26 protein-coding genes are annotated in these 24,362 nt (G+C 70.7%); 22 read left to right on the forward strand and 4 right to left on the reverse strand.

Annotation, left to right across the window (positions count from 1 at the left end; all coding sequences use genetic code 11):
- The first annotated feature begins 12 nt into the window (after positions 1-12).
- From ACX114_RS29210 to ACX114_RS29290, 17 genes are read left to right on the forward strand one after another with little or no spacing between them, the layout of a single operon-like run.
- Positions 13-273: an acyl carrier protein gene (locus tag ACX114_RS29210; RefSeq protein WP_120563604.1), complete on the forward strand. Its 261-nt coding sequence runs from the start codon at positions 13-15 to the stop codon at positions 271-273.
- On the forward strand, positions 270-821 hold the full coding sequence (locus ACX114_RS29215) for a COG4648 family protein (protein ID WP_459289896.1): 552 nt from the start codon (positions 270-272) through the stop codon (positions 819-821). Before ACX114_RS29210 ends, ACX114_RS29215 begins: the two co-directional genes overlap by 4 nt.
- Entirely contained in the window at positions 814-1,152 is a 339-nt protein-coding gene (locus ACX114_RS29220; protein ID WP_459289898.1) for a hypothetical protein, read from the forward strand. The genes ACX114_RS29215 and ACX114_RS29220 overlap by 8 nt, the downstream gene beginning before the upstream one ends.
- Positions 1,149-2,522, forward strand: a complete 1,374-nt coding sequence (locus ACX114_RS29225) for an AMP-binding protein (RefSeq protein ID WP_459289900.1) — start codon at positions 1,149-1,151, stop codon at positions 2,520-2,522. The genes ACX114_RS29220 and ACX114_RS29225 overlap by 4 nt, the downstream gene beginning before the upstream one ends.
- Positions 2,519-3,256: a glycosyltransferase family 2 protein gene (locus ACX114_RS29230; protein ID WP_459289902.1), complete on the forward strand. Its 738-nt coding sequence runs from the start codon at positions 2,519-2,521 to the stop codon at positions 3,254-3,256. Before ACX114_RS29225 ends, ACX114_RS29230 begins: the two co-directional genes overlap by 4 nt.
- On the forward strand, positions 3,253-4,200 hold the full coding sequence (locus tag ACX114_RS29235) for an LpxL/LpxP family acyltransferase (RefSeq protein ID WP_459289904.1): 948 nt from the start codon (positions 3,253-3,255) through the stop codon (positions 4,198-4,200). Before ACX114_RS29230 ends, ACX114_RS29235 begins: the two co-directional genes overlap by 4 nt.
- Positions 4,172-5,731, forward strand: a complete 1,560-nt coding sequence (locus ACX114_RS29240) for an HAL/PAL/TAL family ammonia-lyase (RefSeq protein WP_459289906.1) — start codon at positions 4,172-4,174, stop codon at positions 5,729-5,731. The genes ACX114_RS29235 and ACX114_RS29240 overlap by 29 nt, the downstream gene beginning before the upstream one ends.
- Positions 5,721-6,140: an acyl-CoA thioesterase gene (locus ACX114_RS29245; protein WP_459289908.1), complete on the forward strand. Its 420-nt coding sequence runs from the start codon at positions 5,721-5,723 to the stop codon at positions 6,138-6,140. Before ACX114_RS29240 ends, ACX114_RS29245 begins: the two co-directional genes overlap by 11 nt.
- Positions 6,137-6,745 (forward strand): LolA family protein, encoded by a 609-nt coding sequence (locus ACX114_RS29250; protein ID WP_459289910.1) that lies wholly within the window; start codon positions 6,137-6,139, stop codon positions 6,743-6,745. Before ACX114_RS29245 ends, ACX114_RS29250 begins: the two co-directional genes overlap by 4 nt.
- Positions 6,735-9,032 carry an MMPL family transporter gene (locus ACX114_RS29255; protein ID WP_459289911.1) on the forward strand — a complete coding sequence of 766 codons (2,298 nt, stop codon included), beginning with the start codon at positions 6,735-6,737 and terminating at the stop codon, positions 9,030-9,032. Before ACX114_RS29250 ends, ACX114_RS29255 begins: the two co-directional genes overlap by 11 nt.
- Positions 9,029-10,258: an NAD(P)/FAD-dependent oxidoreductase gene (locus tag ACX114_RS29260; protein ID WP_459289912.1), complete on the forward strand. Its 1,230-nt coding sequence runs from the start codon at positions 9,029-9,031 to the stop codon at positions 10,256-10,258. The genes ACX114_RS29255 and ACX114_RS29260 overlap by 4 nt, the downstream gene beginning before the upstream one ends.
- Positions 10,246-10,815, forward strand: coding sequence for a DUF3261 domain-containing protein (locus ACX114_RS29265; RefSeq protein ID WP_459289913.1), 570 nt, complete (start codon positions 10,246-10,248; stop codon positions 10,813-10,815). The genes ACX114_RS29260 and ACX114_RS29265 overlap by 13 nt, the downstream gene beginning before the upstream one ends.
- Before the next feature lie 6 nt (positions 10,816-10,821).
- Positions 10,822-12,003 (forward strand): beta-ketoacyl-ACP synthase, encoded by a 1,182-nt coding sequence (locus ACX114_RS29270; protein ID WP_459289914.1) that lies wholly within the window; start codon positions 10,822-10,824, stop codon positions 12,001-12,003.
- Positions 12,000-12,467, forward strand: coding sequence for an ApeP family dehydratase (locus ACX114_RS29275; protein WP_459289916.1), 468 nt, complete (start codon positions 12,000-12,002; stop codon positions 12,465-12,467). Before ACX114_RS29270 ends, ACX114_RS29275 begins: the two co-directional genes overlap by 4 nt.
- Positions 12,460-13,191: a 3-oxoacyl-ACP reductase FabG gene (gene fabG, locus ACX114_RS29280; protein WP_459289918.1), complete on the forward strand. Its 732-nt coding sequence runs from the start codon at positions 12,460-12,462 to the stop codon at positions 13,189-13,191. Before ACX114_RS29275 ends, fabG begins: the two co-directional genes overlap by 8 nt.
- A complete protein-coding gene (locus ACX114_RS29285; RefSeq protein ID WP_459289920.1) occupies positions 13,188-14,426 on the forward strand; it encodes a beta-ketoacyl-ACP synthase in 1,239 nt (412 codons plus the stop codon). The genes fabG and ACX114_RS29285 overlap by 4 nt, the downstream gene beginning before the upstream one ends.
- A 17-nt stretch (positions 14,427-14,443) precedes the next feature.
- The gene (locus ACX114_RS29290; protein ID WP_206790975.1) at positions 14,444-14,875 is read left to right on the forward strand and encodes an excinuclease ATPase subunit; all 432 of its coding nucleotides are present in this window, start codon (positions 14,444-14,446) and stop codon (positions 14,873-14,875) included.
- Positions 14,876-14,904: 29 nt separating this feature from the next.
- Here the strand turns inward: ACX114_RS29290 and ACX114_RS29295 are convergent, their stop codons facing one another.
- The 3 genes from ACX114_RS29295 to ACX114_RS29305 form a co-directional block, all read right to left on the reverse strand.
- Positions 14,905-16,512: a DUF2339 domain-containing protein gene (locus ACX114_RS29295; protein WP_459289922.1), complete on the reverse strand. Its 1,608-nt coding sequence runs from the start codon at positions 16,510-16,512 to the stop codon at positions 14,905-14,907.
- A 92-nt stretch (positions 16,513-16,604) separates the two neighbouring features.
- On the reverse strand, positions 16,605-18,131 hold the full coding sequence (locus ACX114_RS29300; protein ID WP_459289924.1) for a CocE/NonD family hydrolase: 1,527 nt from the start codon (positions 18,129-18,131) through the stop codon (positions 16,605-16,607).
- Positions 18,132-18,268: 137 nt separating this feature from the next.
- A complete protein-coding gene (locus ACX114_RS29305; RefSeq protein WP_459289926.1) occupies positions 18,269-18,898 on the reverse strand; it encodes a GNAT family N-acetyltransferase in 630 nt (209 codons plus the stop codon).
- Between the two features lie 52 nt (positions 18,899-18,950).
- On the opposite strand from ACX114_RS29305, the gene ACX114_RS29310 reads away from it, so the two are divergent.
- From ACX114_RS29310 to ACX114_RS29330, 5 genes are all read left to right on the forward strand, one after another.
- Positions 18,951-19,121 (forward strand): hypothetical protein, encoded by a 171-nt coding sequence (locus ACX114_RS29310; protein WP_459289928.1) that lies wholly within the window; start codon positions 18,951-18,953, stop codon positions 19,119-19,121.
- On the forward strand, positions 19,118-19,612 hold the full coding sequence (locus ACX114_RS29315) for a DUF2243 domain-containing protein (protein ID WP_459289930.1): 495 nt from the start codon (positions 19,118-19,120) through the stop codon (positions 19,610-19,612). Before ACX114_RS29310 ends, ACX114_RS29315 begins: the two co-directional genes overlap by 4 nt.
- A gap of 152 nt (positions 19,613-19,764) precedes the next feature.
- Positions 19,765-21,915: a M13 family metallopeptidase gene (locus ACX114_RS29320; RefSeq protein ID WP_459289932.1), complete on the forward strand. Its 2,151-nt coding sequence runs from the start codon at positions 19,765-19,767 to the stop codon at positions 21,913-21,915.
- Positions 21,916-21,998: 83 nt separating this feature from the next.
- The gene (locus tag ACX114_RS29325) at positions 21,999-22,670 is read left to right on the forward strand and encodes an O-methyltransferase (protein WP_459289934.1); all 672 of its coding nucleotides are present in this window, start codon (positions 21,999-22,001) and stop codon (positions 22,668-22,670) included.
- A gap of 23 nt (positions 22,671-22,693) precedes the next feature.
- Complete coding sequence (locus ACX114_RS29330) at positions 22,694-23,608, forward strand: LysR family transcriptional regulator (protein WP_459289936.1); 915 nt, start codon at positions 22,694-22,696, stop codon at positions 23,606-23,608.
- Here ACX114_RS29330 and ACX114_RS29335 read toward each other — a convergent pair.
- Positions 23,598-24,266: an O-methyltransferase gene (locus tag ACX114_RS29335; RefSeq protein WP_459289938.1), complete on the reverse strand. Its 669-nt coding sequence runs from the start codon at positions 24,264-24,266 to the stop codon at positions 23,598-23,600. The genes ACX114_RS29330 and ACX114_RS29335 overlap by 11 nt on opposite strands.
- Positions 24,267-24,362: the final 96 nt, after the last annotated feature.

Here is a 24,362-nt window from a genome sequence, read left to right on the forward strand (position 1 = left end):
AGGAGTCACCCCATGACCAAGCACGAGCTGTTCGAGCGCCTGAGCGCCATCCTCCAGGAAACCTTCGACATCGAGCCGTCCCGCATCGTCCCGGAGGCGCGTCTGCACGACGACCTCGACATCGACAGCATTGACGCCATCGACCTGCTGGTGCGCCTGAAGCCCGTGACGGGCCAGCGCGTTCCGCCGGAAGTCTTCCGCTCCGTGCGCACCATCCAGGACGTGGTGGACGCGCTGTACGGTCTGCTCGGCAGCGACTCCGCCGCGGCGTGAAGCGTCTGCGTCCGGTGCTGTTGGGGCTCCTGAGCCTCGCCTACCCGCCGCTCGTCTATCTGGGTCTGGGCCACTTCGAGCCCCGCTGGATGGCGCTGCCCCTGGCGGCCATGGCGGTGGTGCGCGCGGTGGCCACGCGGGAGAAGATGTGGCTCGCGGCCGCGGTGGGCGCGCTGGTGCTCGCGGGCTCCAGCATGCTGGGCAACAACGCCCTGCCCCTGAAGCTCTACCCGGTGCTGGTGAACGGGGTGCTCCTCGCCGTCTTCGCCACCAGCCTGGCCTATCCGCCCAGCGTGATTGAGCGGCTGGCGCGGCTTCGGGAGAAGGACCTGCCGCCGTCGGGCGTGGCCTACACGCGCCGGGTGACGCAGGTGTGGTGCGGTTTCTTCGTCTTCAACGGCGCGCTCGCGCTCACCACGGCGCTCTTCGCGAGCGACGCGACGTGGGCGCTCTACAACGGCCTCATCTCCTACGGACTCATGGGTCTCTTGTTCGCGGGCGAATGGGTGGTGCGGCAGCGGGTGCGCGCACGGCACGCCCATGGCTGAGCCGCTCGCGCTCGAAACCCTCCTCGTCCACGGCCGTCCCGCCGGGCACCCCGTGGCCCGAGGCGAGGACGGCGTGCGGGACTTCGGTGCGTTCCGCGCCCGGGTCGCCGGCTGGCGCGCGGCCTTCGCGGCGCACGGCGGCCAGCGCTACGCCCTCTTCACCGAGGACACCTTCGAGTTCGCCGCCGCGCTCCTGGGCGCCTGGCACGCGGGCGTCTGCGTCTACCTGCCCGCGGACGCGCGCCCCGCCACGCTGGACGCGCTGAAGGCCCACGTGGACGGCTTCGCGGGCCGGACCCCCAGGGACAGGGGCCGCTCGCGCCCGCGGTGAACGAGGACGGGACCGCCGCCGCGTTCCAGCCGCTGTCGCCCCAGCTCGCCGCGCTGGTCGTCTACACGTCGGGCTCCAGCGGAGAGCCCACCGCCATCCCCAAGCGCCTGTCGCAGCTGTCCAGCGAGGTGGCCACGCTGGGCCGGCTGTTCGACGAGGCCGTGGGAGACGTGCCGGTGCTGGCCACCGTGTCGCACCAGCACATCTACGGCCTGCTGTTCCGGGTGCTGTGGCCGCTGACGTCCGGCCGCCCTTTCGACGCGCACGCCCTGCCCTATCCGGAGGACATCCTGGCCGCGCTGCAAACCGGTCCCGGCCTGTTGGTGGCGAGCCCCGCGCACCTGAAGCGGCTGCCGGCGACGCTGGACTGGGCGGCCGTGCGCGGGAACCTGCGCGGGCTGTTCTCCTCCGGAGGACCGCTCACCCCGGAAGCGCTCCACGCCTGCCGCGACCTGCTGGGCCGGGCGCCGGTGGAGGTCTACGGCAGCTCTGAAACGGGCGGCGTCGCGTGGCGCCGGCGCGACACGGACGACACCGCGTCCTGGCGCACGATGCCGGGCGTGGAGGTCCGCGCGGACGAGGACGCGCTCAGTGTCCGCTCGCCCCACCTGGACCTGCCCCCGGGCGGGTGGTTCACCACGGAGGACCGCGCGCGGCCCGTGCCCGGCGGCTTCGAGCTGTTGGGGCGCCGCGACCGGCTGCTCAAGCTGGAGGAGAAGCGCGTGTCGCTCTCCGCCATGGAGCGCACGCTCGTGGCCGGGGGCCTCTTGCGCGAGGCGCGGGTGCTGCCCCTCACGGAAGGCCACCGCGTGATTCTGGCGGTGGTGGGGGTGCCGGACGCGGAAGGCTGGCGGCTCCAGGAGTCGGGGGGCAGGCGCTCCTTGAGCCAGGCGCTGCGCGAGAAGCTGGCCCCGCATTTCGAGTCCAGTGCCTTGCCGCGCCGGTTCCGGTATCTGGAGGCCATGCCGGTCAATTCCCAGGGCAAATCCACCGAGGCGGCGCTCGCCGCGCTCTTCGACCCGAAGCGTCCCCCGTTCCGCGTGCTGGAGCGCTCCGACGAGCGCGTGCTGCTGGCGGTGGAGGTCCCCGCGAACTCGCCCTACTTCGACGGGCACTTCCCGGGCTCGCCCATCCTGCCCGGCGTGGTGCAGGTGGAGTGGTCGCTGCTGCTGGGCCGCGAGCACTTCGCGCTGCCGCCGGACTTCCTTCGCATCGAGACGCTGAAGTTCCAGCAGGTCATTCCACCCGGCACGCTGCTGTCGTTGGAGCTCACCTGGGCGAAGGAGTCCGGGCGGCTGGGGTTCAAGTTGACGTCGGCCGCGGGCTCGCACGCCAGTGGCCGCATCGTGTTGGGGGGAGGGGCAGGATGAAGGTCTGCGCGGTGATTCCGGTCTACAACCACGGCGAGGCCGTGGGCGCGGTGGTGAAGGCGGTCCGAAGCCACGGGCTGCCCTGCGTGCTGGTGGATGACGGCAGCGAGCCCGGCTGCGCGGCGGTGCTGGACGGCCTGGCGCGCGAGGACAGCGAGCACGTGGAGGTGGTCCGCCTGCCCCAGAACGAGGGCAAGGGCGGCGCGATGATGGCGGGCCTGCGCGCGGCCCTCTCCCGGGGCTACAGCCACGCGCTTCAAATCGACGCGGACGGCCAGCACAACGCCAACGACATCCCGCGCTTCCTGGCGCTGGCGAAGGCGCAGCCGGACATACTCGTGTGCGGCACGCCCGTCTATGACGAGTCCGTGCCCAAGGGCCGGCTGTACGGCCGCTACGCCACGCACATCTGGGTGTGGATCAACACGCTGTCGTTCGCCATCCGCGATTCCATGTGCGGCTTCCGCGTGTATCCGCTCCAGCCCACCGTGGCGCTCATCGACTCGGTGAGGATTGGCAAGCGGATGGACTTCGACGTGGAGGTGCTGGTGCGCCTGTTCTGGCGCGGCATGCGCATCCTCAACCAGCCCACCCAGGTGCGCTACCCCACCGACGGCATCTCCCACTTCGACGTGCTCTGGGACAACGTGCGCATCTCCGGCATGCACGCCCGGCTCTTCTTCGGGATGTTGGGACGGCTGCCCGTGCTGCTCTGGCGAAAGGTGGCCAGATGAAGTCCCGCCACTGGGCGGAGATGGGAGAGACCACCTTCGTCGCCGGCATCTGGATCCTCTATTGGATCCACCGCCTGCTGGGCCGCTGGCCCTTCCGCGTCTGCCTGTACCCGGTGGTGCTGGTGAACTGGCTGCGGCGGCCGGCCCTGCGCCACGCGTCCCGTCAGTACCTGGAGCGGATGCAGACCGCCACGGGCGCGCTGGGGCGCACGCCCCACTGGCGCGACAGCGTGCGCCACGTGCTGATGTTCGCGGAGACCATGCTGGACAAGCTGCTCGCGGTGAGCGGGCGCTACCGCTTCGAGAGCGTCCGCACCGAAGGCCGCGAGGAGTTCTACGAGGTCGCGAAGTCCGGCAAGGGCGGCGTCATCGTCACCGCGCACATGGGCTGCCTGGAGCTGTGCCGCACCATGGCGGAGCGCCGGGGCGAGGTGAAGCTCAACATCCTGGTGCACACGCGGCACGCGGAGCAGTTCAACCGCCTGCTCAAGCGGCTCAACCCGGAGAACGACTTCCGGCTGATGGAAGTCACGGACATGGGCCCGGCCACCGCGGTCGCGCTGAACGAGCGCGTGGAGGCCGGCGAGTTCGTGGTCATCGCGGGCGACCGCATTCCGGTGAATGCCAGCCAGACCGTGCGCGTCGACTTCCTCGGCCACCCGGCGCCATTTCCGGTGGGCCCCTACGTGCTGGCGGCGCTGCTCAAGTGTCCGCTCTACCTGCTGGGCTGCATCCATGAGGGCGACAGCTACACCATCCACTTCGAGCGCCTCTTCGAGCGCGTCGTGCTGCCCCGGGGCAAGCGCGAGCAGGCGCTCACCGACTGCGCCCAGCATTACGCAGGCCGGGTGACAGCGCTCCTCCAGCGCGCGCCCTACGACTGGTTCAACTTCTTTCCCTTCTGGGATCAGGTGAATGTCTCCGCGAAGCCCCCAACTTTCTGACACCCCGGTCCGCTTCGACGGAACGCGGCTGACGCTCGAGGACGTGGGCGCCCTGTCGCGCCGCGAGCGCCCCGCGGAGCTGAGCACGGCCCCCGCCTTCCGCCAGCGCATCGCCAAGGGCGCCGCGTTCCTGGACCGGCTGCTGGCGGAGGACGGCGTCATCTACGGCGTCACCACCGGCTACGGCGACTCCGTCACGGTGTCCATCCCGCCCGCGCTCGTCGCAGAGCTGCCGCACCACCTCTACACGTACCACGGCATCGGCGCGGGCCGGTTCCTCACCCCGGAGGAGACGCGCGCGGTGCTGGCCACGCGGCTGGCGTCGCTGTCGCAGGGCTTCTCCGGCGTGGGCGTGCCGCTGCTCACCCAGTTGGAGCTGCTGCTCAAGCACGACGTGCTGCCGCTGATTCCCGCGGAGGGCTCCGTGGGCGCGTCCGGCGACCTGACGCCCCTGTCCTACGTGGCGGCGGTGCTGTGCGGCGAGCGCGACGTGTGGCACCGGGGTGAGCGCAAGCCCGCGGCGCAGGTGCTGAAGGAGCTGGGCATCGCGCCGCTCAAGCTGCGGCCGAAGGAAGGCCTGGCCATCATGAACGGCACCGCCGTGATGACGGCCCTGGCGTGTCTGGCGTGGGAGCGCGCGGAGTACCTGTCGCGGCTCGCCACGCGGCTCACCGCCTTCAACGTGCTGGCGAGCGCCGGCAACGCGCACCACTACGACGAGACGCTCTTCGCGGCGAAGCCCCACGCGGGCCAGCAGCGCGTCGCGGCCCGGCTGCGCGCGGACCTGGTGACGGACCGGCCGCCGCGCAACGAGCAGCGGCTCCAGGACCGGTACTCGCTCAGGTGCGCGCCGCACGTCATTGGCGTGCTGGAGGACGCGCTGCCGTACTTCCGCACGCTCATCGAGAACGAGCTGAACAGCGCCAACGACAACCCGCTCATCGACCCGGAGGGCGAGCGGGTGCTGCACGGCGGCCACTTCTACGGCGGCCACATCGCCTTCGCCATGGACGGGCTGAAGAACGCGGTGGCCAACGTGGCGGACCTGCTGGACCGGCAGCTCGCGCTGCTGGTGGATCCGCGCTTCAACCACGGGCTGCCCGCGAACCTCTCCGCGTCCACCGGCGCCCGCGCGGCCATCAACCACGGCCTCAAGGCGGCGCAGATCAGCGTCTCCGCGTGGACCGCGGAAGCGCTGAAGCAGACCATGCCCGCGTCCGTCTTCTCCCGCTCCACCGAGTGCCACAACCAGGACAAGGTGAGCATGGGCACCATCGCCGCGCGCGACTGCCTGCGGGTGCTGGAGCTGACGGAGCAGGTGGCCGCCGCCATGCTCATCGCCGCGCGCCAGGGCGTCACCCTGCGCCAGCGGCTGGACGCGGACGCGAAGCCCGGCCCCGCACTGGCCGCCATGCACGCGGACCTGGAAGCACGCATCCCCCTGCTGGTGGAGGACCGGGCGCTGGATGGCGAGCTTCAGGGCCTCATCACCGCCATCCGCCGCCGGGAGTGGAGGCTGCATGAAGCCTGACCTGAGCTGCGAGCTGGAGATCGACCCGGCGTTCCACGATCTCGACATGATGGAGATCGTCTGGCACGGCCACTACGTGAAGTACCTGGAGCTGGCGCGCGCCGTCATCCTGCGCAAGCACGACTACGACTGGCCGCAGATGCGCGAGTCCGGGTACGGCTGGCCCGTGGTGGAGATGAAGCTCAAGTACGTCTCTCCCATCCGCTACAAGCAGCGCATCATCGTGCGCGCCGAAATCACCGAGTGGGAGAACCGGCTGCGCTTCGACTACCTGCTGCGCGACGCGGACACCGGCCGCAAGGTGAACCAGGCCCACACCATCCAGGTCGCGGTGTCTTTGAAGACGGGCGAGATGGAATACGTCTGTCCGGAAGTCCTCTGGAAGAAGCTGGGAGTGTGGCCGGGATGAAGCCCTTCCTCGTGTTGATGCTGTCGCTCCTGTCCGTGAGCGCTTACGCCGCGGACCTGGTGAAGGACGTGCGCGCGCGCCTGGTGGACGCGCCGCTCGTGCGCGGTCAGTTCGAACAGAAGAAGACCGTGCAGGGCTTCAAGAAGCCGCTGGTGTCCAAGGGGGACTTCCTCCTCGCGCGCGACCAGGGCGTGCTGTGGAACACGCGCACGCCGTTCGCCTCCACGCTGACGCTCACGCGCAAGTCGCTGAGCGCGCAGCAGGCCACGGGCGGCGCGGCCTACCACATGGACTCCACCAAGGAGCCCGCGCTGGCGGCGGTGAACGAGCTGCTCTTCGCGCTCCTGTCCGGCGACGTCGCGGCGCTCCAGAAGCGCTTCAAGGTGGAGGGCGCGCTGGTGGGTGACAAGGGCTGGAAGCTGGAGCTGACGCCCACGGACGCGGGGCTCGCGCGCGTCTTCAAGCACATCCACCTGGAGGGTGACGGGTACGTGCGCCAGGTCCAACTGGACGAGACGCGCGGCGACAGCAGCGTCATCACCTTCGAGCAGCTCACGCAGGCGCCTCCTCCCGACGCCACGGAAGTGGAACGCCTTGGCAAATAAGCTGGCCATCCTGTGGGCGCTGGTGGTGCTCGCCGTGGGCGTGCACCAGGTCCAGTTCTGGCGCTCCGCGAGCCTGGACACGGACGTGCTCGCGCTCCTGCCGGAGGACGAGCAGGCGCCGGAGGTGGACGCCGCCACGCGCAAGCTCGCCGATGACGCGGGCCGGCAGGTGGTGCTGCTGGTGGGCGCCAACGACTGGCCGTCCGCGCAGAAGGCCGCGGACGAGGCCACGCGCGTGCTCACGGAGGCCTCGGACCTGCTGGAGCCGGCGGTGGTGAACACCTCCTCGCTGGAGCAGGCGGTGGAGTTCTACCGCCCCTATCGCGACCGGCTGCTCACGCCCGCGCAGCGCCAGTGGCTGACGCGCGCGACGCCGGAGGAACTGGGCGGCACGGCCTTGATGAAGCTGTACCAGCCCGCGGGCGCGAGGCTGACGGACTGGAACGCGGATCCGCTGGGCCTGTGGCAGGACTGGTGGCAGGCCCGCGCGGCGGAGACGTCCGCCCGGCCTCGTGACGGACGGATGTGGCTGTCCGGCGAGGGGCGCGAGTGGGTGCTCCTCATGTGGAAGAGCAAGGTGTCCGCCTTCGCGCTGGGGGACGGCTCGCGCGTCACCGCCACGGTGGAGCGGGCACGCTCGCGAGTCGAAGCGTCGGTCCCCGGCGGACGGCTGGTGGCCGCGGGCGTGCCGCTGTACGCGGAGGCGGCCGCCGCGCAGGCGAGCTGGGAGATGTCCACCATCGGCTTCGGGTCGCTGGCGGCGGTGCTCCTCCTGGTGTGGCTCACCTTCCGCTCGCTGCGGCCCATCCTCCTCGTGGGCGTGTCGCTCACGCTGGGCTGCGCGGTGGCGCTGACGGTCACCGCGCTCGTGTTCGACCGGGTGCACCTGCTCACGCTCGTCTTCGGCTCCAGCCTGGTGGGCGTGGCGGAGGACTACGGCTTCCACTACTTCGCCGCTCGCCAGGGCAAGGCCCCGTCGGAGCGCGGTCCGGTGATGCGCTCGCTGTTGCCCGGCATGGTGCTCGCGCTCGTCACCAGCGTGGTGGCGTACCTGGCGCTGGGGGTCGCGCCCTTCCCGGGCCTGCGGCAGATGGCGGTCTTCTCCGCCGCCGGCCTCACCGCCGCGTTCCTCACCGTGGTGTGCTGGTTCCCCTCGCTGGACACGGGCGCCCTGCCCGTCACCTCCTTCTCGGAGCGCTTCTCCGCGTCCATCACCCGCTGGCCGCGCGTCGCGTCCACCCCGGCCTGGTGGGCGTCCGGCGCGATCCTCACCGTGCTGGTCGCCGTGGGCCTCTGGAAGCTGGAGCCCCGGGACGACCTGCGCCAGTTGCAGGGCGCGCCCGCGAACCTCATCGCGGATCAGCGGGAGCTGGGGCGCCTGTTGGGGCTGCCCAGCCCGGCGCAGTTCTTCCTGGTGCAGGGCGACAGCGATGAGCAGGTGCTCGCGCGCGAGGCCGTGCTGAAGACGAAGCTGGACGCGCTGGTCTCGGAGAAGGTGTTCGCGGGCTACCGCGCCGTGTCCGACTGGCTCCCGTCCGAAGCGCAGCAGCGCGAGGACGCGGCCCTGAGCGCCCGCGCGGAAGGACAGGCGGTCGCCGCCGTCAGCGAATCCACGGGGGAGGCCCCCACGCGCGCCGCGTTCTCCCAGGAGCCGCTCACCCTCCAGCACTTTCTCTCCGGCCCCGCCGCGGCGGCCATCCGGCAGCAGTGGCTGGGGACACTGGGCCAGGCGCAATACAGCGTCCTCATGCTGCGCGGCCTCAACGACCCCAAGGTGCTGCCCCGCCTGGAAGAGGTGGCCCGGGGCCTGGAGGGCGTCCGCTGGGTGGACAAGACGGCGGAGATCTCAGGCCTGCTCAGCCGCTACCGCCGCATCATGGGCGGGCTCATCGTCGCGGGTTACATCGCGGTGCTGCTCACGCTGGTCGCCCGCTTCGGCCGCCAGGCGTGGCGCGCGTGGATTCCGTCCGTGCTGGGCACGCTGCTGACGCTCGCCATCTTCGGGTGGGTGGGCGCGCCGCTGCAGCTCTTCACCGTGCTCGGGCTGGTGCTGCTCCTGGGCATGGGCGTGGACTACGGCATCTTCCTCCTGGAGCACCCCGGTGACGGCTCCGCGTGGCTCGCGGTGGCGCTGGCCGGTGTGAGCACGCTCCTCTCCTTCGGGCTGCTGGGCCTGTCCGCCACGCCCGCGCTTCGTTCGTTCGGCCTCGCCATGCTTCTGGGCGAGGTCACCATCTGGATCCTCACCCCTTGTTTCCGACTTCCACCCGGGAAAGCCACACATTGAAAACTGAATCAGCGGACATCCTCATCATCGGCGCGGGCCCCGCGGGCTCCGTCGCGGCGGGCCTCCTTCGCAAGCAGGGCCGTGACGTCCTCGTGCTGGAGCGCGAGCAGTTCCCGCGCTTCTCCATTGGCGAGAGCCTGCTGCCGCAGAGCATGGAGTACATCCAGGAGGCCGGCTTCCTCCAGGACATCGTGGAGGCGGGCTTCCAGTACAAGAACGGCGCCGCGTTCGAGCGCGCCGGCCGGTACACGGACTTCGACTTCCGCGACAAGTTCAGCCCCGGCTGGGGCACCACCTACCAGGTGCAGCGCGCCCGCTTCGACCAACTCCTGGCCCAGGCCGCGGAGAAGAAGGGCGCCACCGTGCGCTTCCGCCACGAGGTGCTCTCCGTGGACTTCTCCAGCGGGCAGCCGGTGGTGACGGCGCGCTCCCCCGAAGGCGAGACGTACCAGGTGAAGGCGCGCTTCCTCCTGGACGCGAGCGGCTTCGGCCGCGTGCTGCCGCGCCTGTTGAACCTGGAGACCCCGTCCAACTTCCCCGTGCGCGGCGCCATCTTCACGCACGTGCAGGACAACGTTCCGCTCGGCACCTTCGACCGGAACAAGATCCGCGTCACGACGCATCCGGAGCACGTGCACGTCTGGTACTGGACCATCCCCTTCTCCGACGGCCGCTGCTCGCTGGGCGTGGTCGCGAAGAAGGAGTTCCTGGACCAGTACACCGGCACGGACACGGAGCGGCTCCAGGCCATCGTGAACGAGGCGCCGTCGCTGCGGACCCTCCTGAAGGACGCCGTCTGGGACACGCCCGCGCGCAAGCTCACCGGCTACGCGGCCAACGTGAAGTCGCTGTGGGGCCCGGGCTTCGCGCTCCTGGGCAACGCCGGCGAGTTCCTGGACCCCGTGTTCTCCTCGGGCGTCACCATCGCCTTCAAGTCCGCGAGCCTCGCGTCGGCCTGCATCGCCCGGGAGTTCGCGGGTGAGAAGGTGGACTGGGAGAATGACTACGCGAAGCCGCTCAAGGCGGGCGTGGACACCTTCCGCACCTTCGTGGAGTCCTGGTACGAGGGCGGCTTCCAGAACATCATCTTCCACCCGAACCCGTCGGACGACGTGCGCCGGATGATCTCCGCCATCCTCGCGGGCTACGCGTGGGACAAGAACAACCCCTACGTCGCGGACAGCAAGCGGCGCCTGACCGTCCTCGAGTCCCTGTGCGCGGCGTAATCACCGCCCTGCTCGTCACGGGGCTGGTGGCCTGCACCACCCCGCCCCGGCCCCGGCCCTCCGCCCCTGGAGAGCCGTTGCCGGAGCTGCGCCTGGCCCCCGCCGCCCTCGGGGCGTCCGTGAGCCTGGCGCAGCAGCTGGTCTTCGCGCACGAGCAGGACCCTGGAGGCCCCCGCTCCCTGGAGGCCCTCCTGGAGGTGGACCCGGCCCAGATGCAACTGGCCGGGCTGGCCATGGGGCACCGCATCCTCACCCTGCGCTGGGACGGCAGCCGCCTGGACGAGGAGCGGGACCCCCGCGTGCCCGCCCAGTTCAACTCCGCCCTGGTGCTGAGGGACGTGCAGCTCGTCTACTGGCCGGCCGACGCCGTGCGCGCCGCCCTGCCCGCTGGCTGGACGCTGGAGGATGGACCCACGCAGCGGACCCTGTCGAAGAACGGCAGGGAATGGGTGACGGTGCGCTACGATGGCACGCCGCGCTGGGAAGGGCGCACGCAGCTCATCAACCACTCCGAGCACTACCAGCTCACCATCGAATCGCACGTCGCGGACGAGTGACATCCCATGCCTCCTCCTGTCTTCCTCAACCAGTTGGGCCTCGTCTGCGCGTTGGGCTCCGGGAAGCAGGAGGTGGCCCGGGCGCTGTTCGCGGACACCGTCTCCGGCGTCGCTTCGCATGCCGGGTACGCGGACCGTCCGCTGCACCTGGGCGTCGTCACCGCTCCGCTCGCGGCGCAGGACGCCCTTCCCCCTTCGCAGCACAGCCGCAACAACGCGCTCCTGCTCACCGCGCTGGAGCAGGTGCGCCCCGAGATTGACGCCGCCATCGCCCGGTTCGGCCCCGCGCGCGTGGCGGTGGTGCTGGGCACCAGCACGTCTGGCGTCGGTGAGGGAGAGGCCGCCATCGCCGGCCACGTGGCCACGGGCGAGCTGCCCTCCCGCTTCCATCTACAGCAGCAGGAGCTGGGCTCCCCCGCGCTGGCGCTCGCGCACGTGCTGGGCACCCGCGGCCCCGCCTACGTCATCTCCACCGCGTGCTCCTCCAGCGCCAAGGCCCTGGCCAGCGCGGCGCGGATGCTGCGCGTGGGCGCCGTGGACGCGGTGCTGACGGGCGGCGTGGATTCGCTGTGCGGCTTCACCGTGGCGGGCTTCCGCTCGCTGGACTCCGTGAGCGAGGAGCGCTGCAACCCGATGAGCGCCCACCGCCACGGCATCAACATCGGCGAGGCGGCGGCGCTGTTCCTGATGACGCGCGAGCCGGGGCCGGTGCGCCTGTCCGGCTGGGGCGAGTCTTCCGACGCGCACCACATCTCCGCGCCGGAGCCCGGCGGCAAGGGCGCCATGGCCGCCATCCAGGAGGCCCTGAAGCGCGCGGGGCTTGCGCCAGGGCAGGTGGACTACGTGAACCTGCACGGCACCGCCACGCCGCAGAACGACGCCATGGAGAGCCGCGCGGTGCACACGCTCTTGGGGCCGGACGTGAAGGCCAGCTCCACCAAGCCGCTCACCGGCCACACGCTGGGGGCCGCGGGCGCGCTGGAGGCGGCCTTCGCGTACCTCACGCTGGTGGACAACCCTGAAGGGAAGCTGCCCGGGCACTTCTGGGACGGCGCCGTGGACTCGACGCTGCCCGCGCTGTCGCTGGTGAAGCCAGGGGAAGCGCTGGGGCGCCCGGTGAAGAGCGTGCTGAGCAATTCGTTCGCCTTCGGGGGCAGCAACGCCGCCCTCGTGCTGGAGCGCGCATGATGCGCATCGTGATTGATCAGCCCGTCGAGGAGCTGGTGCCCCATGAGGGCCGCATGCGGCTGCTCGACCGCGTCCTGGAGGGCGACGCGGACTCGCTGCTCGCGGAGGTCACCGTGCGCGAGGACAGCCTCTTCTACGCGGACGGCGTCGTGGGCGGCTGGGTGGGCATCGAGTACATGGCGCAGGCCGTGGCCGCGTGGGCCGGGTGGCATGCGCGCAAGCGCGGCGGCACGCCCCGGGTGGGCTTCCTCCTGGGCACCCGCAAGTTCGAGTGCAGCCGCCCCACCTTCAAGCTGGGCGAGACCCTGCGCATCGAGGTCCACCGCCAGTTCTCCGCGGACAACGGGCTGGGCCAGTTCGACTGCACCTTGCGCATCGGGACGGAGCAGGTGGCCACGGCGGCGCTGACGGTCTACGAGCCGCAGCCGGGGCAGGACCTGGGAAGGGGCAACACAGATGGGTGACAAGACGGTGCTGGTGACGGGCTCCAGCCGGGGCATCGGCCGCGCCATCGCGCTGCGCCTGGCCCGCGACGGCTACGACGTCGTGGTGCACTGCCGCAGCAAGCGCGAGGAGGCGGACGCGGTGGCCGCCCAGGTGCGCGAGGCCGGCCGCGAGTCGCGCGTGCTCCAGTTCGACGTGTCGGACCGCGCCGCCACGCAAGCCGCGCTGCTCGCGGACGTGGAGGCCCACGGCTGCTACTACGGCGTGGTGTGCAACGCGGGCATCGCTCGCGACAACGCCTTCCCCGCGATGACGGCGGAGGAGTGGGACGGCGTCATCCACACCAACCTGGACGCCTTCTACAACGTGCTCAACCCGCTCACGATGCCCATGGTGCGCCGCAGGAAGCCGGGCCGCATCGTCACGCTGTCGTCCGTGTCCGGGCTTATGGGCAACCGGGGCCAGGTGAACTACAGCGCCGCCAAGGCGGGCATCATCGGCGCGACGAAGGCGCTGGCGGTGGAGCTGGCCAAGCGCGACATCACCGTCAACTGCGTGGCGCCCGGCCTCATCGACACGGAGATGGTGCCTCCGGAGGTGCTGGAGGAGGCGCTGAAGATCATTCCCGCCCGCCGGATGGGGAAACCCGAGGAGGTCGCCGCCGCGGTGAGCTTCCTCATGGCGGAAGAAGCGGGCTACATCACGCGGCAGGTGATTTCGGTGAACGGGGGGATGATCGGATGAGGCGCGTAGTGGTCACCGGAGTCGGTGCGCTGAGCCCCCTGGGCCATGACTGGAAGACGGTCGAGGCGTCGCTGCGCGCGCGCCAGAACGCCGTCCAGGTGATGGAGCCCTGGAAGCAGTACGAAGGCCTGAACACGCGGCTGGGCGCGCCCGCCCTGCCCTTCGAGTTGCCCCCGTCCACGTACTCGCGCAAGACGACGCGCACCATGGGCCGCGTGGCGCTGATGGCGACGCGGGCCAGCGAGCTGGCGCTCCAGGACGCGGGCCTGTTGGGCAGCCCCCTGGTGAAGAGCGGGAAGATGGGCATCGCCTACGGCTCCTCCGCGGGGACGCCGGAGAACATGGGCGACTTCGGGAAGATGATCACCCACAAGACGACGGAGGGCATCACCGCGACGACGTACCTGCGGATGATGTCCCATACGGCGGCGGTGAACATCGGCGTCTTCTTCGGCGTCACCGGGCGCATCATCACCACCTCCAGCGCGTGCACCTCCGGCAGCCAGGGCATCGGCTACGCGTACGAAGCCATCAAGCTGGGCCGCCAGGTGGCGATGCTCGCGGGCGGCGCGGAGGAGCTGGACGCCACGGGCGCGGCGGTGTTCGACACCCTCTTCGCCACCAGCACGAAGCACAACGAAGCGCCGCACCAGTCTCCCCGCCCCTTCCACGCCGAGCGCGACGGACTGGTGCTGGGCGAGGGCGCGTGCACGCTGGTGCTGGAGGAGCTGGAGCACGCGAAGGCGCGCGGCGCCACCATCCACGCGGAGCTCCTGGGCTACGGCACCAACAGCGACGGCCGCCACGTGACGCAGCCCAACGCGGACACCATGGCGGAGGCCATGCGGCTGGCGCTGGAGGACGCGGGCGTGCCGGCGTCCGCCATCCCCTATGTCAACGCGCACGGCACGGCGACGGACACGGGCGACGTGGCGGAGAGCGCGGCGACGAAGTCCGTCTTCGGGGAGAAGGTCGCCATCTCCAGCCTCAAGAGCTACATGGGCCACACGCTGGGGGCCTGCGGCGCGCTGGAGGCGTGGATGACCATCCAGATGATGCGCTCGGACTGGTTCGCGCCCACGCTGCACCTGACGGCGGACTCCGTGGATCCGAAGTGCGCGCCGCTGGACTATGTCGTGGGTGAGGGACGTGCTTTGCAGACGGACCTGGTGATGAGCAACAACTTCGCCTTCGGCGGCATCAACACCTCGTTGATCTTCCGCCGCTGGCCTTGATGACTGGAGACACCGCGATGAAGAAAGCCCTCCTGTTGCTGGCCCTGACCGCCGCGAGCCCCGCCCTGGCGCGCGACACCGTGACGAAGGTGAAGCTGGCGGACGTGATGGCCCTGCCCGAGGCCAAGGAGAAGCTGGACGGCTCGGTGAAGTTCTTCCTGGACGGCGCGAAGACGCCCAAGGTGCTCAAGACGCTGGGCAGCGACACCACCAACAAGAAGACCAACGGCGTGGGCAAGTCGGACGACTACGCCTGCAAGTGGGCCGCCCTCTCCGCGCTCATCGCTTTGCAGGAGGGCGCGAAGAAGAACGGCGCCAACGCGGTGGTCAACATCGTCAGCTACTACAAGAAGGTGGAGTCCAAGAGCGCCACCGAGATCGAGTGCCACGCCGGCAGCTTCGTCACCGGCGTCGCGCTCAAGGGCGACTACGCCACCATCTCGAAGTAGCCCTGAAGGCTGCTTCCGCGCGGCGGCGCCTACCGCCGCGCGGGCACCTCGATGCGGCAGACGCTCCCGGGAGCCAGGTTCCGTGAGCGCATCCAGGCCTCCAGGTCGCGGTCGATTCGCGCCGAGGCCTCCGCGTCGAAGCGGCGGTTGTCCTGGAGCTTCCACCCCTGCGGGTAGTTGCCCGAGTAGCCGTTCACCGTGGGCACGCCGTGCTCGCCGGACGCCCACACGGCATCCAGCTGGTACTTCCACTCCTGGGCCTCACCGGACGTCGGCGCGTAGAAGAAGCTCGCGCAGCCCGGTGCGATGCGCGCGGCCACCGCCTCCACGTCCGCGCGGGCCTCGTGTCTGTCATATGCGGGGCTCGCGAGTCCCTGCTCCAGGAGGCACAGCGCGCCCAGGCCCACCGCCAGCGCCGCGCGTCCGGACTCCCACTGCCGCTGGAGGTACAGGGCCAGCCCCACGGCCGCGGGCACCAGCAGCCACATGCCGATGCGGGCCAGGGCCCGGATGGCCGCCGCGCCGGGCACGCCGTGGAAGACGAACCACCAGGGCGTGTGTCCACCGGTGTAGCGCGACGCGAGCAACACGGTGGCCACCGCCACGACGAGCAGCAGCCGCACCGCGGGCCGTGAGCGCGCCTGCCACAGGCCGATGCCCGCCAGCACCGGGGTGACGAAGCCGAAGCCCAGGCGGTGCTCCCACGCCACGGGCATGCGCTGGAACTTGGAGAAGCCGTTCGTCCACCCGTACAGCCAGCTGTCCTGGCCCACGAAGAACCAGCTCCAGAAGCGCGGCACCATGGGCGACACTTCCGAGAAGGCGCGCAGCCCCACCGTGCCAATGGCCTGACGCGAGTGCAGGACGAGCGGCGCGAGCAGCGCCAGCCCCACGACCCCGAAGCCCACGAGCGCCGGGAGGTGGCGGCGCAGCGCCGTCAGCAGCGGGCCGCGCGTGTCGCGGAAGGCGAGCCCGGCGATGAACGCCAGCAGCAGGAAGAAGAAGAGGAACCAGCCCCAGTAGAAGCCCGCGTAGAGCTGCGCCACGAACGCGCCCACCAGCAGCGCGGCCCAGGCAATCCCCCGCCGCCGATCCGTCTCTGGTCGCGTCAGCGCGATGACCGCGCCCACGGCGAGGAGCGCGAAGAACTGCCCTTCCAGCTGCGGGTGGTTGAGCTGGTTGATGCGCGGCGCGCCGGCCGTGAAGAGCACCGCGCCCACCACCGCCGGAAGGACGCGCAGGCCAAACCCGCGCCGCAAGAGCCACACCGCCGCGGCGTAGTTGAGCGCCGCCATGGTGAGCGACCACGCCTGCCATGACAGGTCCGCGCCCAGGCCCAGCGCGCGCCACACCCAGTAGAACGGCGCCACGCCCAGGAGCACGTCGGAGTACGCGGCGACGTTGGGCTCGGGGTGGAACATCGGCGGGTCCCAGAAGCGCGCGTGCGCCGGGTCGCCCGTCACGAAGCGCCAGCCGTGCTCCAGGACGTAGTGGTTGAAGCGCACGTCGCCCTCGTCGCCCTGCACCAGGCGGAGCCCGGACAGGATGGCGGGATGGTGCGACAGCAACAGGGCCAGCACGCCGCCAGCGAGGACGAGCAGGACGGCGCGGGTGCGTTCCGAGACGGCGGTTCCCATGGACGCCGGGAGCGTTAACACACCGGGCCCGCCCGCTGGAACGACGGAGGGCGCGAAGACAAGCACCCTCCCGTCCCCGTCACGCGGAAGCCTCAGCGCGTGGGCAGGTCCAACCAGGACGGCCCGCCGAGCGACAGCGTCGCGCCGGTGCTGTTGGCGTCCAGGTAGAGCGGGTCTTCCGTGTCCACGACGAGCGCCACCCGGTGCAGCACGGGGACGTCATACGCGGTGGCGGGGAACGCCAGGTCCAGGTCCAGCGGCACGCCCGGCGTCGCGTTCTTCCACGTGAGGGGCACGTGCGTGATGAGCCCACCGTAGTCGCCCAGCAGGTCGTACAGGTACGCGACCACGGTGCCCGACGAGGTGGAGGGCGTGATGCGCAGGCGCAGCGTGGCCGAGCCCCGGATGGCGATGCCGCTCGTGGTGAGGGACGACGTCCAGACGCCCGCGTTGAGGCGGTTGACGCCCGGCAGCCAGACCACGGGCGGAATGCCCGTCAATGCCTGGAGCCCGTTGGTGAGCAGCGCCACGCCCGCGTCGGCGTTCGTGTCGAAGCCGGACCAGACGGTGCGCGAGCCGCTGGAAGACGGCGTGCCACCCAGGGTGCCGGTGCCATCCAGGACGCGGATGGAGCCCAGCCCCAGGCGCTGCGTGCCCGTGGCCACCTGGGCCCAGGACGCATAGCCCTCCGTGTCGCCGTCATAGGTGCGCAGCACCACGGGCGCCTCGCGGGAGATGCCGGTGTCCACGCCCGCGACGTACTGGTCCATCCACCGCGTCACGCTGGTCCAGACGCCATTGGGCAAACCCAACAGGCCCGTGGCCTCCACGACGGCGTGGTCACCCGGCGCGAACTCCAGCCGCTTGGGGCCCGCGAGCTGGCCGTAGAACGACACGAGCTGGTTGGGCGGGAAGAGGCTGTCGCCGTACGCATTGGCCATCAGGATGGCCGGCTTGTTGGCGTTGATGCGCTGGATGTACGTGGCCGCCGAGCGCACGCGGCCCCAGGCCTTGATGGACTCGATGTTCCGGTTGGCGAAGTAGTCGTTGATGGTCGTGCTCAGCTCCGGGCTGGGACGGCCCAGCAGGGTCGCCGCGAGGTTCAGGAGCGCCACCGCCTGCGGACGCCGCGTCTCTCCGCCGAACAGCGACGCCACCAGGTCCGACCAGCCGGAGAGCGCCGCCACCGCCTTCACGCGCGAGTCGAAGCCGGAGGCGATGAGCGAGATGCCCGCGCCATATGAGACACCGGCGAGCCCGATGCGCGAGGGGTTCGCGGTCGTGTTGGCGAGCATCCAATCAATGACGCGCGACGTGTCCGCGATGTCCGCCGGTCCGGCGGTATCAATGCCACCGCCAGAGGCCCAGAAGCCGCGCGGCGTATAGGACAGCGCCACATAGCCCTTCTGCGCCAGCGCGTTGGCCTGGGCCAGGTACTCCAGGTCGTTGAGCCCCCAGCTCGAGATGAACACCACGGCCGGATGCGGCCCCGGTGTCGTGGGCGCGATGTAGTTGGCCTTCAGGACGGTGCCGTCGCTCCCGGGGATGTCGACGAACCGGATGCCGGTGGTCGGCAGCGCCAGCCCCGTGAACGGCAGCAGCAGGAACAACAAGACCACGGGCAATTTCAACGTCATCGAGACACCTCGGGGGCGGCGGGTAATTGACGCGCCGCCAATATGAGAGCCGCTGATTCCCGAGTCAATACACAGGCCGGGATAAGCAGGATCCCAAACCAAACGCGATGTTTGTTATCTCAAAACAGCTTCTGCCCCAGCACGTCGAAGGCCTCGATGACGGTCGCGGCGGCGGGACTGGCGGGGTACTCCCCGGCGAGCAGGGTCCAGAGCATCGTGTCCCGGAGTGCACCGTCGGGTGCGACGAGCCGCTGTCTCAACGTGCCTTCGTGAACGAAACCCAGCCTCCGGGCGACCGCCGCGCTGCGGACGTTACGGGGGTCGCAATGGATCTCCACCCGGCGCACGCCCTCCACCTCGAAGGCGACGCGGGTGAGCGCCCCGGCGATCTCCGTCGCCAGCCCCCGGCCCGTGTGACGCTCTGAAATCCAGTAGCCGATCTCCAGGGCACCCTCGCCCACCCGGGGATGCAGGCCCGTTCCCCCGAGGACCTCCGAGCCGTCGCGGCTGAACACGCCGTAGGCGAAGTCCTGTCCCAGGTCGAACATCCCGCGCATCCGGCGAAGCTGCCCGGCCTGCTGTGTGACGTTCATTGGATAGCGCTTGGCCCACTCCATCCATGGACGCAGGTGTTCGAGGTTGGATTCGATGGCATGCAGCGCCAGCGGAGCATCGGCCGGAGACCAGCAACGGAGCACGGCGCGCGCGGTCTGGACTGTGTACGCAGGACGAAACGCGGTGGGAGTCATACGTCCCTCGAATGGCTCGAACCCCTACCGGAGCCAGGCCCTGGAGCATCGCATGCAAGGTTTCAACGCGCTCACGTTGTTCGCCTGTGAGACATGCCGGCCGGCGGTGGAGTCGGGCATCTTCAACGAACATTTCTGGGGCCGGCTGGCCATCACCCTGCTGCCCTTCGGCGTCATCCTGTGCATCGTGGCGCCGCTGCACCGCCTGGGACGTGAGCGATGAACCGGGGGCCGCTGCTCTCCGCGGGCGTGATGCTGGGCGTGGGCCTGGGCGGCTTCGTCGACGGCATCCTCCTGCACCAGCTCCTGCAATGGCACAACATGCTCTCCAGCCACCTGCCGCCGGACACGCTGGTGAACGCCAAGGTGAACATGTTCTGGGATGGCCTCTTCCACGCCTTCACCTGGCTCATGACCTTCAGCGGCCTGGTGCTGCTCTGGCGCGCGGGCCTCCGCACGGACGTGCCGTGGTCCTCGCGCACCTTCGCGGGGTGCCTGCTGGGCGGCTGGGGCCTCTTCAACGTCGTCGAAGGACTCATCGACCACCAGTTCCTCGGCGTGCACCACGTGCGCACCGGCCCGTCCCAGACCGCGTGGGACGTGGGCTTCCTCCTCTTCGGTCTGGCCCTGCTGCTTTCGGGCGGCGCGCTCATCCGCGCGGGCCGCGAGGACGTCACGCCCCGGGGCGGCGTCGTTGGAGCGCGGTACCCGTAGGGCACCGCATCGCGCCATCGTCCCAGGGTTCAAATCCGGGACCGCGCGCCTGGAACGCAATGGCTGGGATGAAACCGCCGTTTGCGCTGTTGGTGACACGCCCGCGTGCGCCAGAGTGCGCCACCCCGTAACGGGCACATCCAGGAGCCTCCATGTCGTTCCGTTCCAGACCGCCGTTTGGCGCCGCGCGCATGACGCTCGGCGTCTGCGCGTCCGCGCTCATCACCGCGTGCGCCTCCACCTCGCCCGCGGAGAAGTCCCCGCCGCCGGCCCAGGCCGCCGCCACCCCGGCTCCGGCCGCCCCCGCCGCCCCCAAGCCGCACTTCGGGAGCTTCGGCGTCGACACGCCGGGCATGGACACCTCCGTCGCCCCCGGCGACGACTTCTACCGCTACGTCAACGGCAAGTGGGTGGACTCCACGGAGATTCCGCCGGACCGCTCCTCCTTCGGCATGTTCACGCGCCTGACCGAGGACGCCACGAAGCAGACGCGCGACATCCTGGAGGCCGCCGGCAAGTCGGACGCCCCGGCCGGCAGCGAGGAGCGCAAGCTGGGTGACTTCTACGCCAGCTTCATGGACGAGGCCGCCATCGAGGCGAAGGGGGCCACGCCGCTCAAGCCGGAGCTGGACCGCATCGCCGCCGTCGCCAACCGCAAGAGCCTGGCCGCGCTGCTGGGCACCACGCTGCGCAGCGACGTGGATCCGCTCAACACCGGGCAGGCCACCACGGGCCGCCTCCTGGGCCTCTGGGTGGCGGAGGACCTGAACGACCCCAGCCGCTACGCCGCCTATCTCCTCCAGGGCGGCCTGGGCCTGCCGGACCGCGACTTCTACCTGAAGGACACGCCGCGCTTCAAAGAGGTGCGTGAGAAGTATCAGCAGCACATCGCGGCCCAGCTGAAGAACGCCGGCATCCCCGACGCGGAGGCGAAGGCCCGCGCCATCTTCGGCCTGGAGATGAAGATCGCCCAGATCCACTGGTCCGCGCAGGACACGCAGGACGTGGAGAAGGTGAACAACCCCTGGAAGCAGACGGACTTCGCGAAGAAGGCGCCGGGCATGGACTGGGCCGCGTACTTCGCGAGCGCCGGCCTGGCGTCCCAGAAGGACTTCATCGTCTGGCAGCCGTCCGCCATCACCGGCATCGCGAAGCTGGTGGGCAGCGAGCCCCTCCAGACGTGGAAGGACTACCTGGCCTTCCACGCCATCATGGAGGGCACCCCGTACCTGTCGAAGGCCTTCGTGGACGCGGGCTTCGACTTCAGCGGGAAGACGCTCTCCGGCGCGCAGCAGCTGAGCGACCGCTGGAAGCGCGGCGTGAACTTCGCCAACCTCGCCATGGGCGAGGCCGTGGGCAAGCGCTACGTGGAGAAGCACTTCCCGCCCGCCGCCAAGGCCGAGGCGGACCAGATGGTGCGCAACATCCTGGCCGCGCTGGGCCGCCACATCGACGCGCTCGCGTGGATGTCCCCGGAGACCAAGGCCCGCGCCAAGGAGAAGCTGGGCACGGTGCAGGTGGGCATTGGCCACCCGGACACCTGGCGTGACTACTCCGGCCTGGAAATCGTCAAGGGAGACGCCTTCGGCAACGCGGAGCGCGCGGAGCTCTTCGAGCACCAGCGCAACCTGGCCAAGCTGGGCAAGCCCGTGGACCGCAAGGAGTGGTTCATGACGCCCCAGGAGGTCAACGCGCTCAACTCGCCGCAGCAGAACTCCATCATCTTCCCGGCCGCCATCCTCCAGCCTCCGTTCTTCGACCCGAACGCGGACCCGGCCGTGAACTACGGCGGCATCGGCTCCGTCATCGGGCACGAAATCGTCCACAGCTTCGACGACGTGGGCGCCCAGTTCGACGCGAAGGGCAAGCTGGCCAACTGGTGGACGCCCAAGGACCTGGAGCAGTTCAAGGCCGCGGGCAAGGCGCTGGCCGCGCAGTACAACGCGTACAAGCCCCTGCCGGACATGAACGTGAACGGCGAGCTGACGCTGGGTGAGAACATCGCCGACGTGGCGGGCGTCTCCATCGCCCATGACGCCTACGTGATGTCGCTGGAAGGCAAGCCCGCGGCCACGCTGGAGGGCTTCACGGGCGAGCAGCGCTTCTTCATGGGCTTCGCGCAGGTGTGGCGCAACAAGTTCCGCGAGCCGCTGCTGCGCCGGCTGCTCGTGACGGATGGCCACTCGCCCGGCATGTTCCGCGCGGCCACCGTGCGCAACCTGGACGCGTGGTACCCGGCGTTCGGCGTGAAGCCGGGCCAGGGCCTGTACCTGACGCCGGAGCAGCGCGTGAAGGTCTGGTAGTCCCGCTCCACCTGCACCGGGCGCACGAAGGCCGTGCGTCCGGTGCACTGGTGCCGGAAGCAGCGTGGGCGCACGGTGGGGGCATGACCACGACCCTTCATTCGCCCCCTGTCGCCTCGCTGCTCACCCACCTCTTCGCGGACGCGCGCAAGACGGACGCCGCCGTGCTCGCGCCCTTCAGCGCCCTTCCCGCGGAAGAACGCAGGGCCCGGCTGGACCGCGACCCGCGCGCCTTCTACGCCAGCGTCGCGGAGGCCTACCTGCCGGTCTCGGAGGAGCTGGGCCGCCTGCTCTACGCGCTCACCCGCGCGCGGCGTGCCCGCACGGTGGTGGAGTTCGGCACGTCCTTCGGCATCTCCACGGTGCACCTGGCGGCGGCGCTGCGGGACAACGGCGGCGGCAAGCTCATCACCACGGAGTACGAGGCCTCCAAGGTCCACCGGGCGAAGGAGCACCTCACCCAGGCGGGGCTCGTGGACCTGGTGGAGTTCCGCGTGGGCGACGCGCTGGAGACGCTGCGCGCGGACGTGCCGGACGGCATCGACCTGGTGCTCCTCGACGGCGCGAAGCCGCTCTACCTGCCCCTCCTGCGGCTGCTGGAGCCGAAGCTCGGGCCCGGCGCCATCCTGGTCGCGGACAACGTGAAGATGAGCCCGGAGTTCGCGGCGCACCTGTCGCGGCCGGAGCACGGCTACGTCACCATCCCCCTGCCCTGGGAGGACGACGACTGCCTCTTCGCCGTGCGCGCCGCGTAACGGCCCACGGATAGGATGGCCGAATGGCGGACCTGGACCTGAACCTGCTGGTGGCGCTCGACGCCCTCCTGCGCGAGGGCAGCGTGGCGCGCGCCGCGGACCGGCTGGGTCTGAGCGCGCCGGCCATGAGCCGCACGCTCACCCGCATCCGGACCGCGCTGGGAGACCCGGTTCTGGTGCGCGCGGGGCGCGGCCTGGTCCCCACGCCCCGGGCCCTGGCGCTCCAGGAGCAGGTGCGCGCCGTGGTGCGGGACGCCACCGCGCTGCTCGCGCCCGGCACGCCCACCGCGCCGGAGCAACTGACGCGCACGCTGACGCTGCGGGTGAACGACGGCGTCATTCCCCTGCTGGGCACCGCGCTCCACCAGCGGGCGCGCGCCGAGGCGCCCGGCCTGACGCTGCGCTTCGTGGCGGAGGGGCTGGAGGACGTGGAGTCCCTGCGCGACGGCGAGGTGGACCTGGACATCGGCGTGCAGGGTGCGCTGGGGCCGGAGATCCGCGTGCAGCGGCTGGGCGAGGAGTCCTTCATGTGCCTCGTGGGCCGTGCGTCACCGCTCGCCCGGGGACGGCTGACGCTGGAGCGCTTCGCCCGCGCCGAGCACATTGGCGTCTCGCGGAGGGGGAAGCTGCGCACGCCGCTGGACGACGTGCTGGAGCAGCACGGCCATTCGCGCCGGGTGACGGCGGTGGTGCCCAACATGCTCGCCGCGGCGGCGCTCGTCGCGGGGACGGACGCCGTCACGACGGTGAACGGCGCCTTCGCGCGCGCGGCGGCCCGGCTGATGCCCGTCAAGGCGCGCCCCGTGCCGCTGCCCCTGCCCCGCGTCACCGTGGCGCAGGCGTGGCATCCCCGCTTCGACCGGGACCCCGCTCACGTCTGGCTGCGGCGCACGGTGAAGGCGCTCTGCGACGCGCCCATGTTCGGCGCTACCCCGTGACGAGCGCGAGCGAGAAGCCGTCGTAGCCCTTGCTGCCCACCGTCTGCACGGCGGTGGCGCTCACCCGGGGCTCCGCGGCCACGGCCTCGTAGAAGCGGCGCATGCCCTGGATGTTCGCGTCCGTGCTGTCCGCGTCCACGATGCCGCCCTTGCGCACGACGTTGTCCGTGAGGATGACGCTGCCCTGGCGCGACAGCTTGAGCGCCCACGCGAAGTACTCCGCCGTGCGCACCTTGTCCGCGTCGATGAAGGTCAGGTCGAACGGCGCCTGGCCCTCCTTCTCCAGCTGGGCGAGCGTGTCCACCGCGTTGCCCAGCCGCACCTCCACCACGCCGGACAGGCCCGCGCGGGCGATGTTCTCCCGGGCCACCTCCGCGTGCTTCGGCACCGCCTCCAGCGTGATGATGCGCCCTTCCGGCGGCAGCGCCCGCGCCAGCCACAGCGTGCTGTAGCCGCCCAGGGTGCCCACCTCCAGGATGCGCTTCGCCCCGTGCATCCGGGCCAGCAGCATCAGCAGCTTGCCCTGGTTCGGCGCCACGTTGATGGCGGGCAGCCCCGCCTTCGCGCTCGCCTCCAGGGCCGCCTCCAGCGCGGCGTCCGGCGCCACCATGTGGTCGGTGATGTAGCGGTCGACCTGGGTCCACTGTTCCTGGCTCATGCGTCCTCCGTGGAAATGGACCTCTCCTAACGGCCTCGCCCCGCGGAAAAACCATTGGGGACGAAACTTAAAATACCGCGATGCGACAATGTAGGA

Source organism: Corallococcus sp. M7, assembly GCF_054512695.1.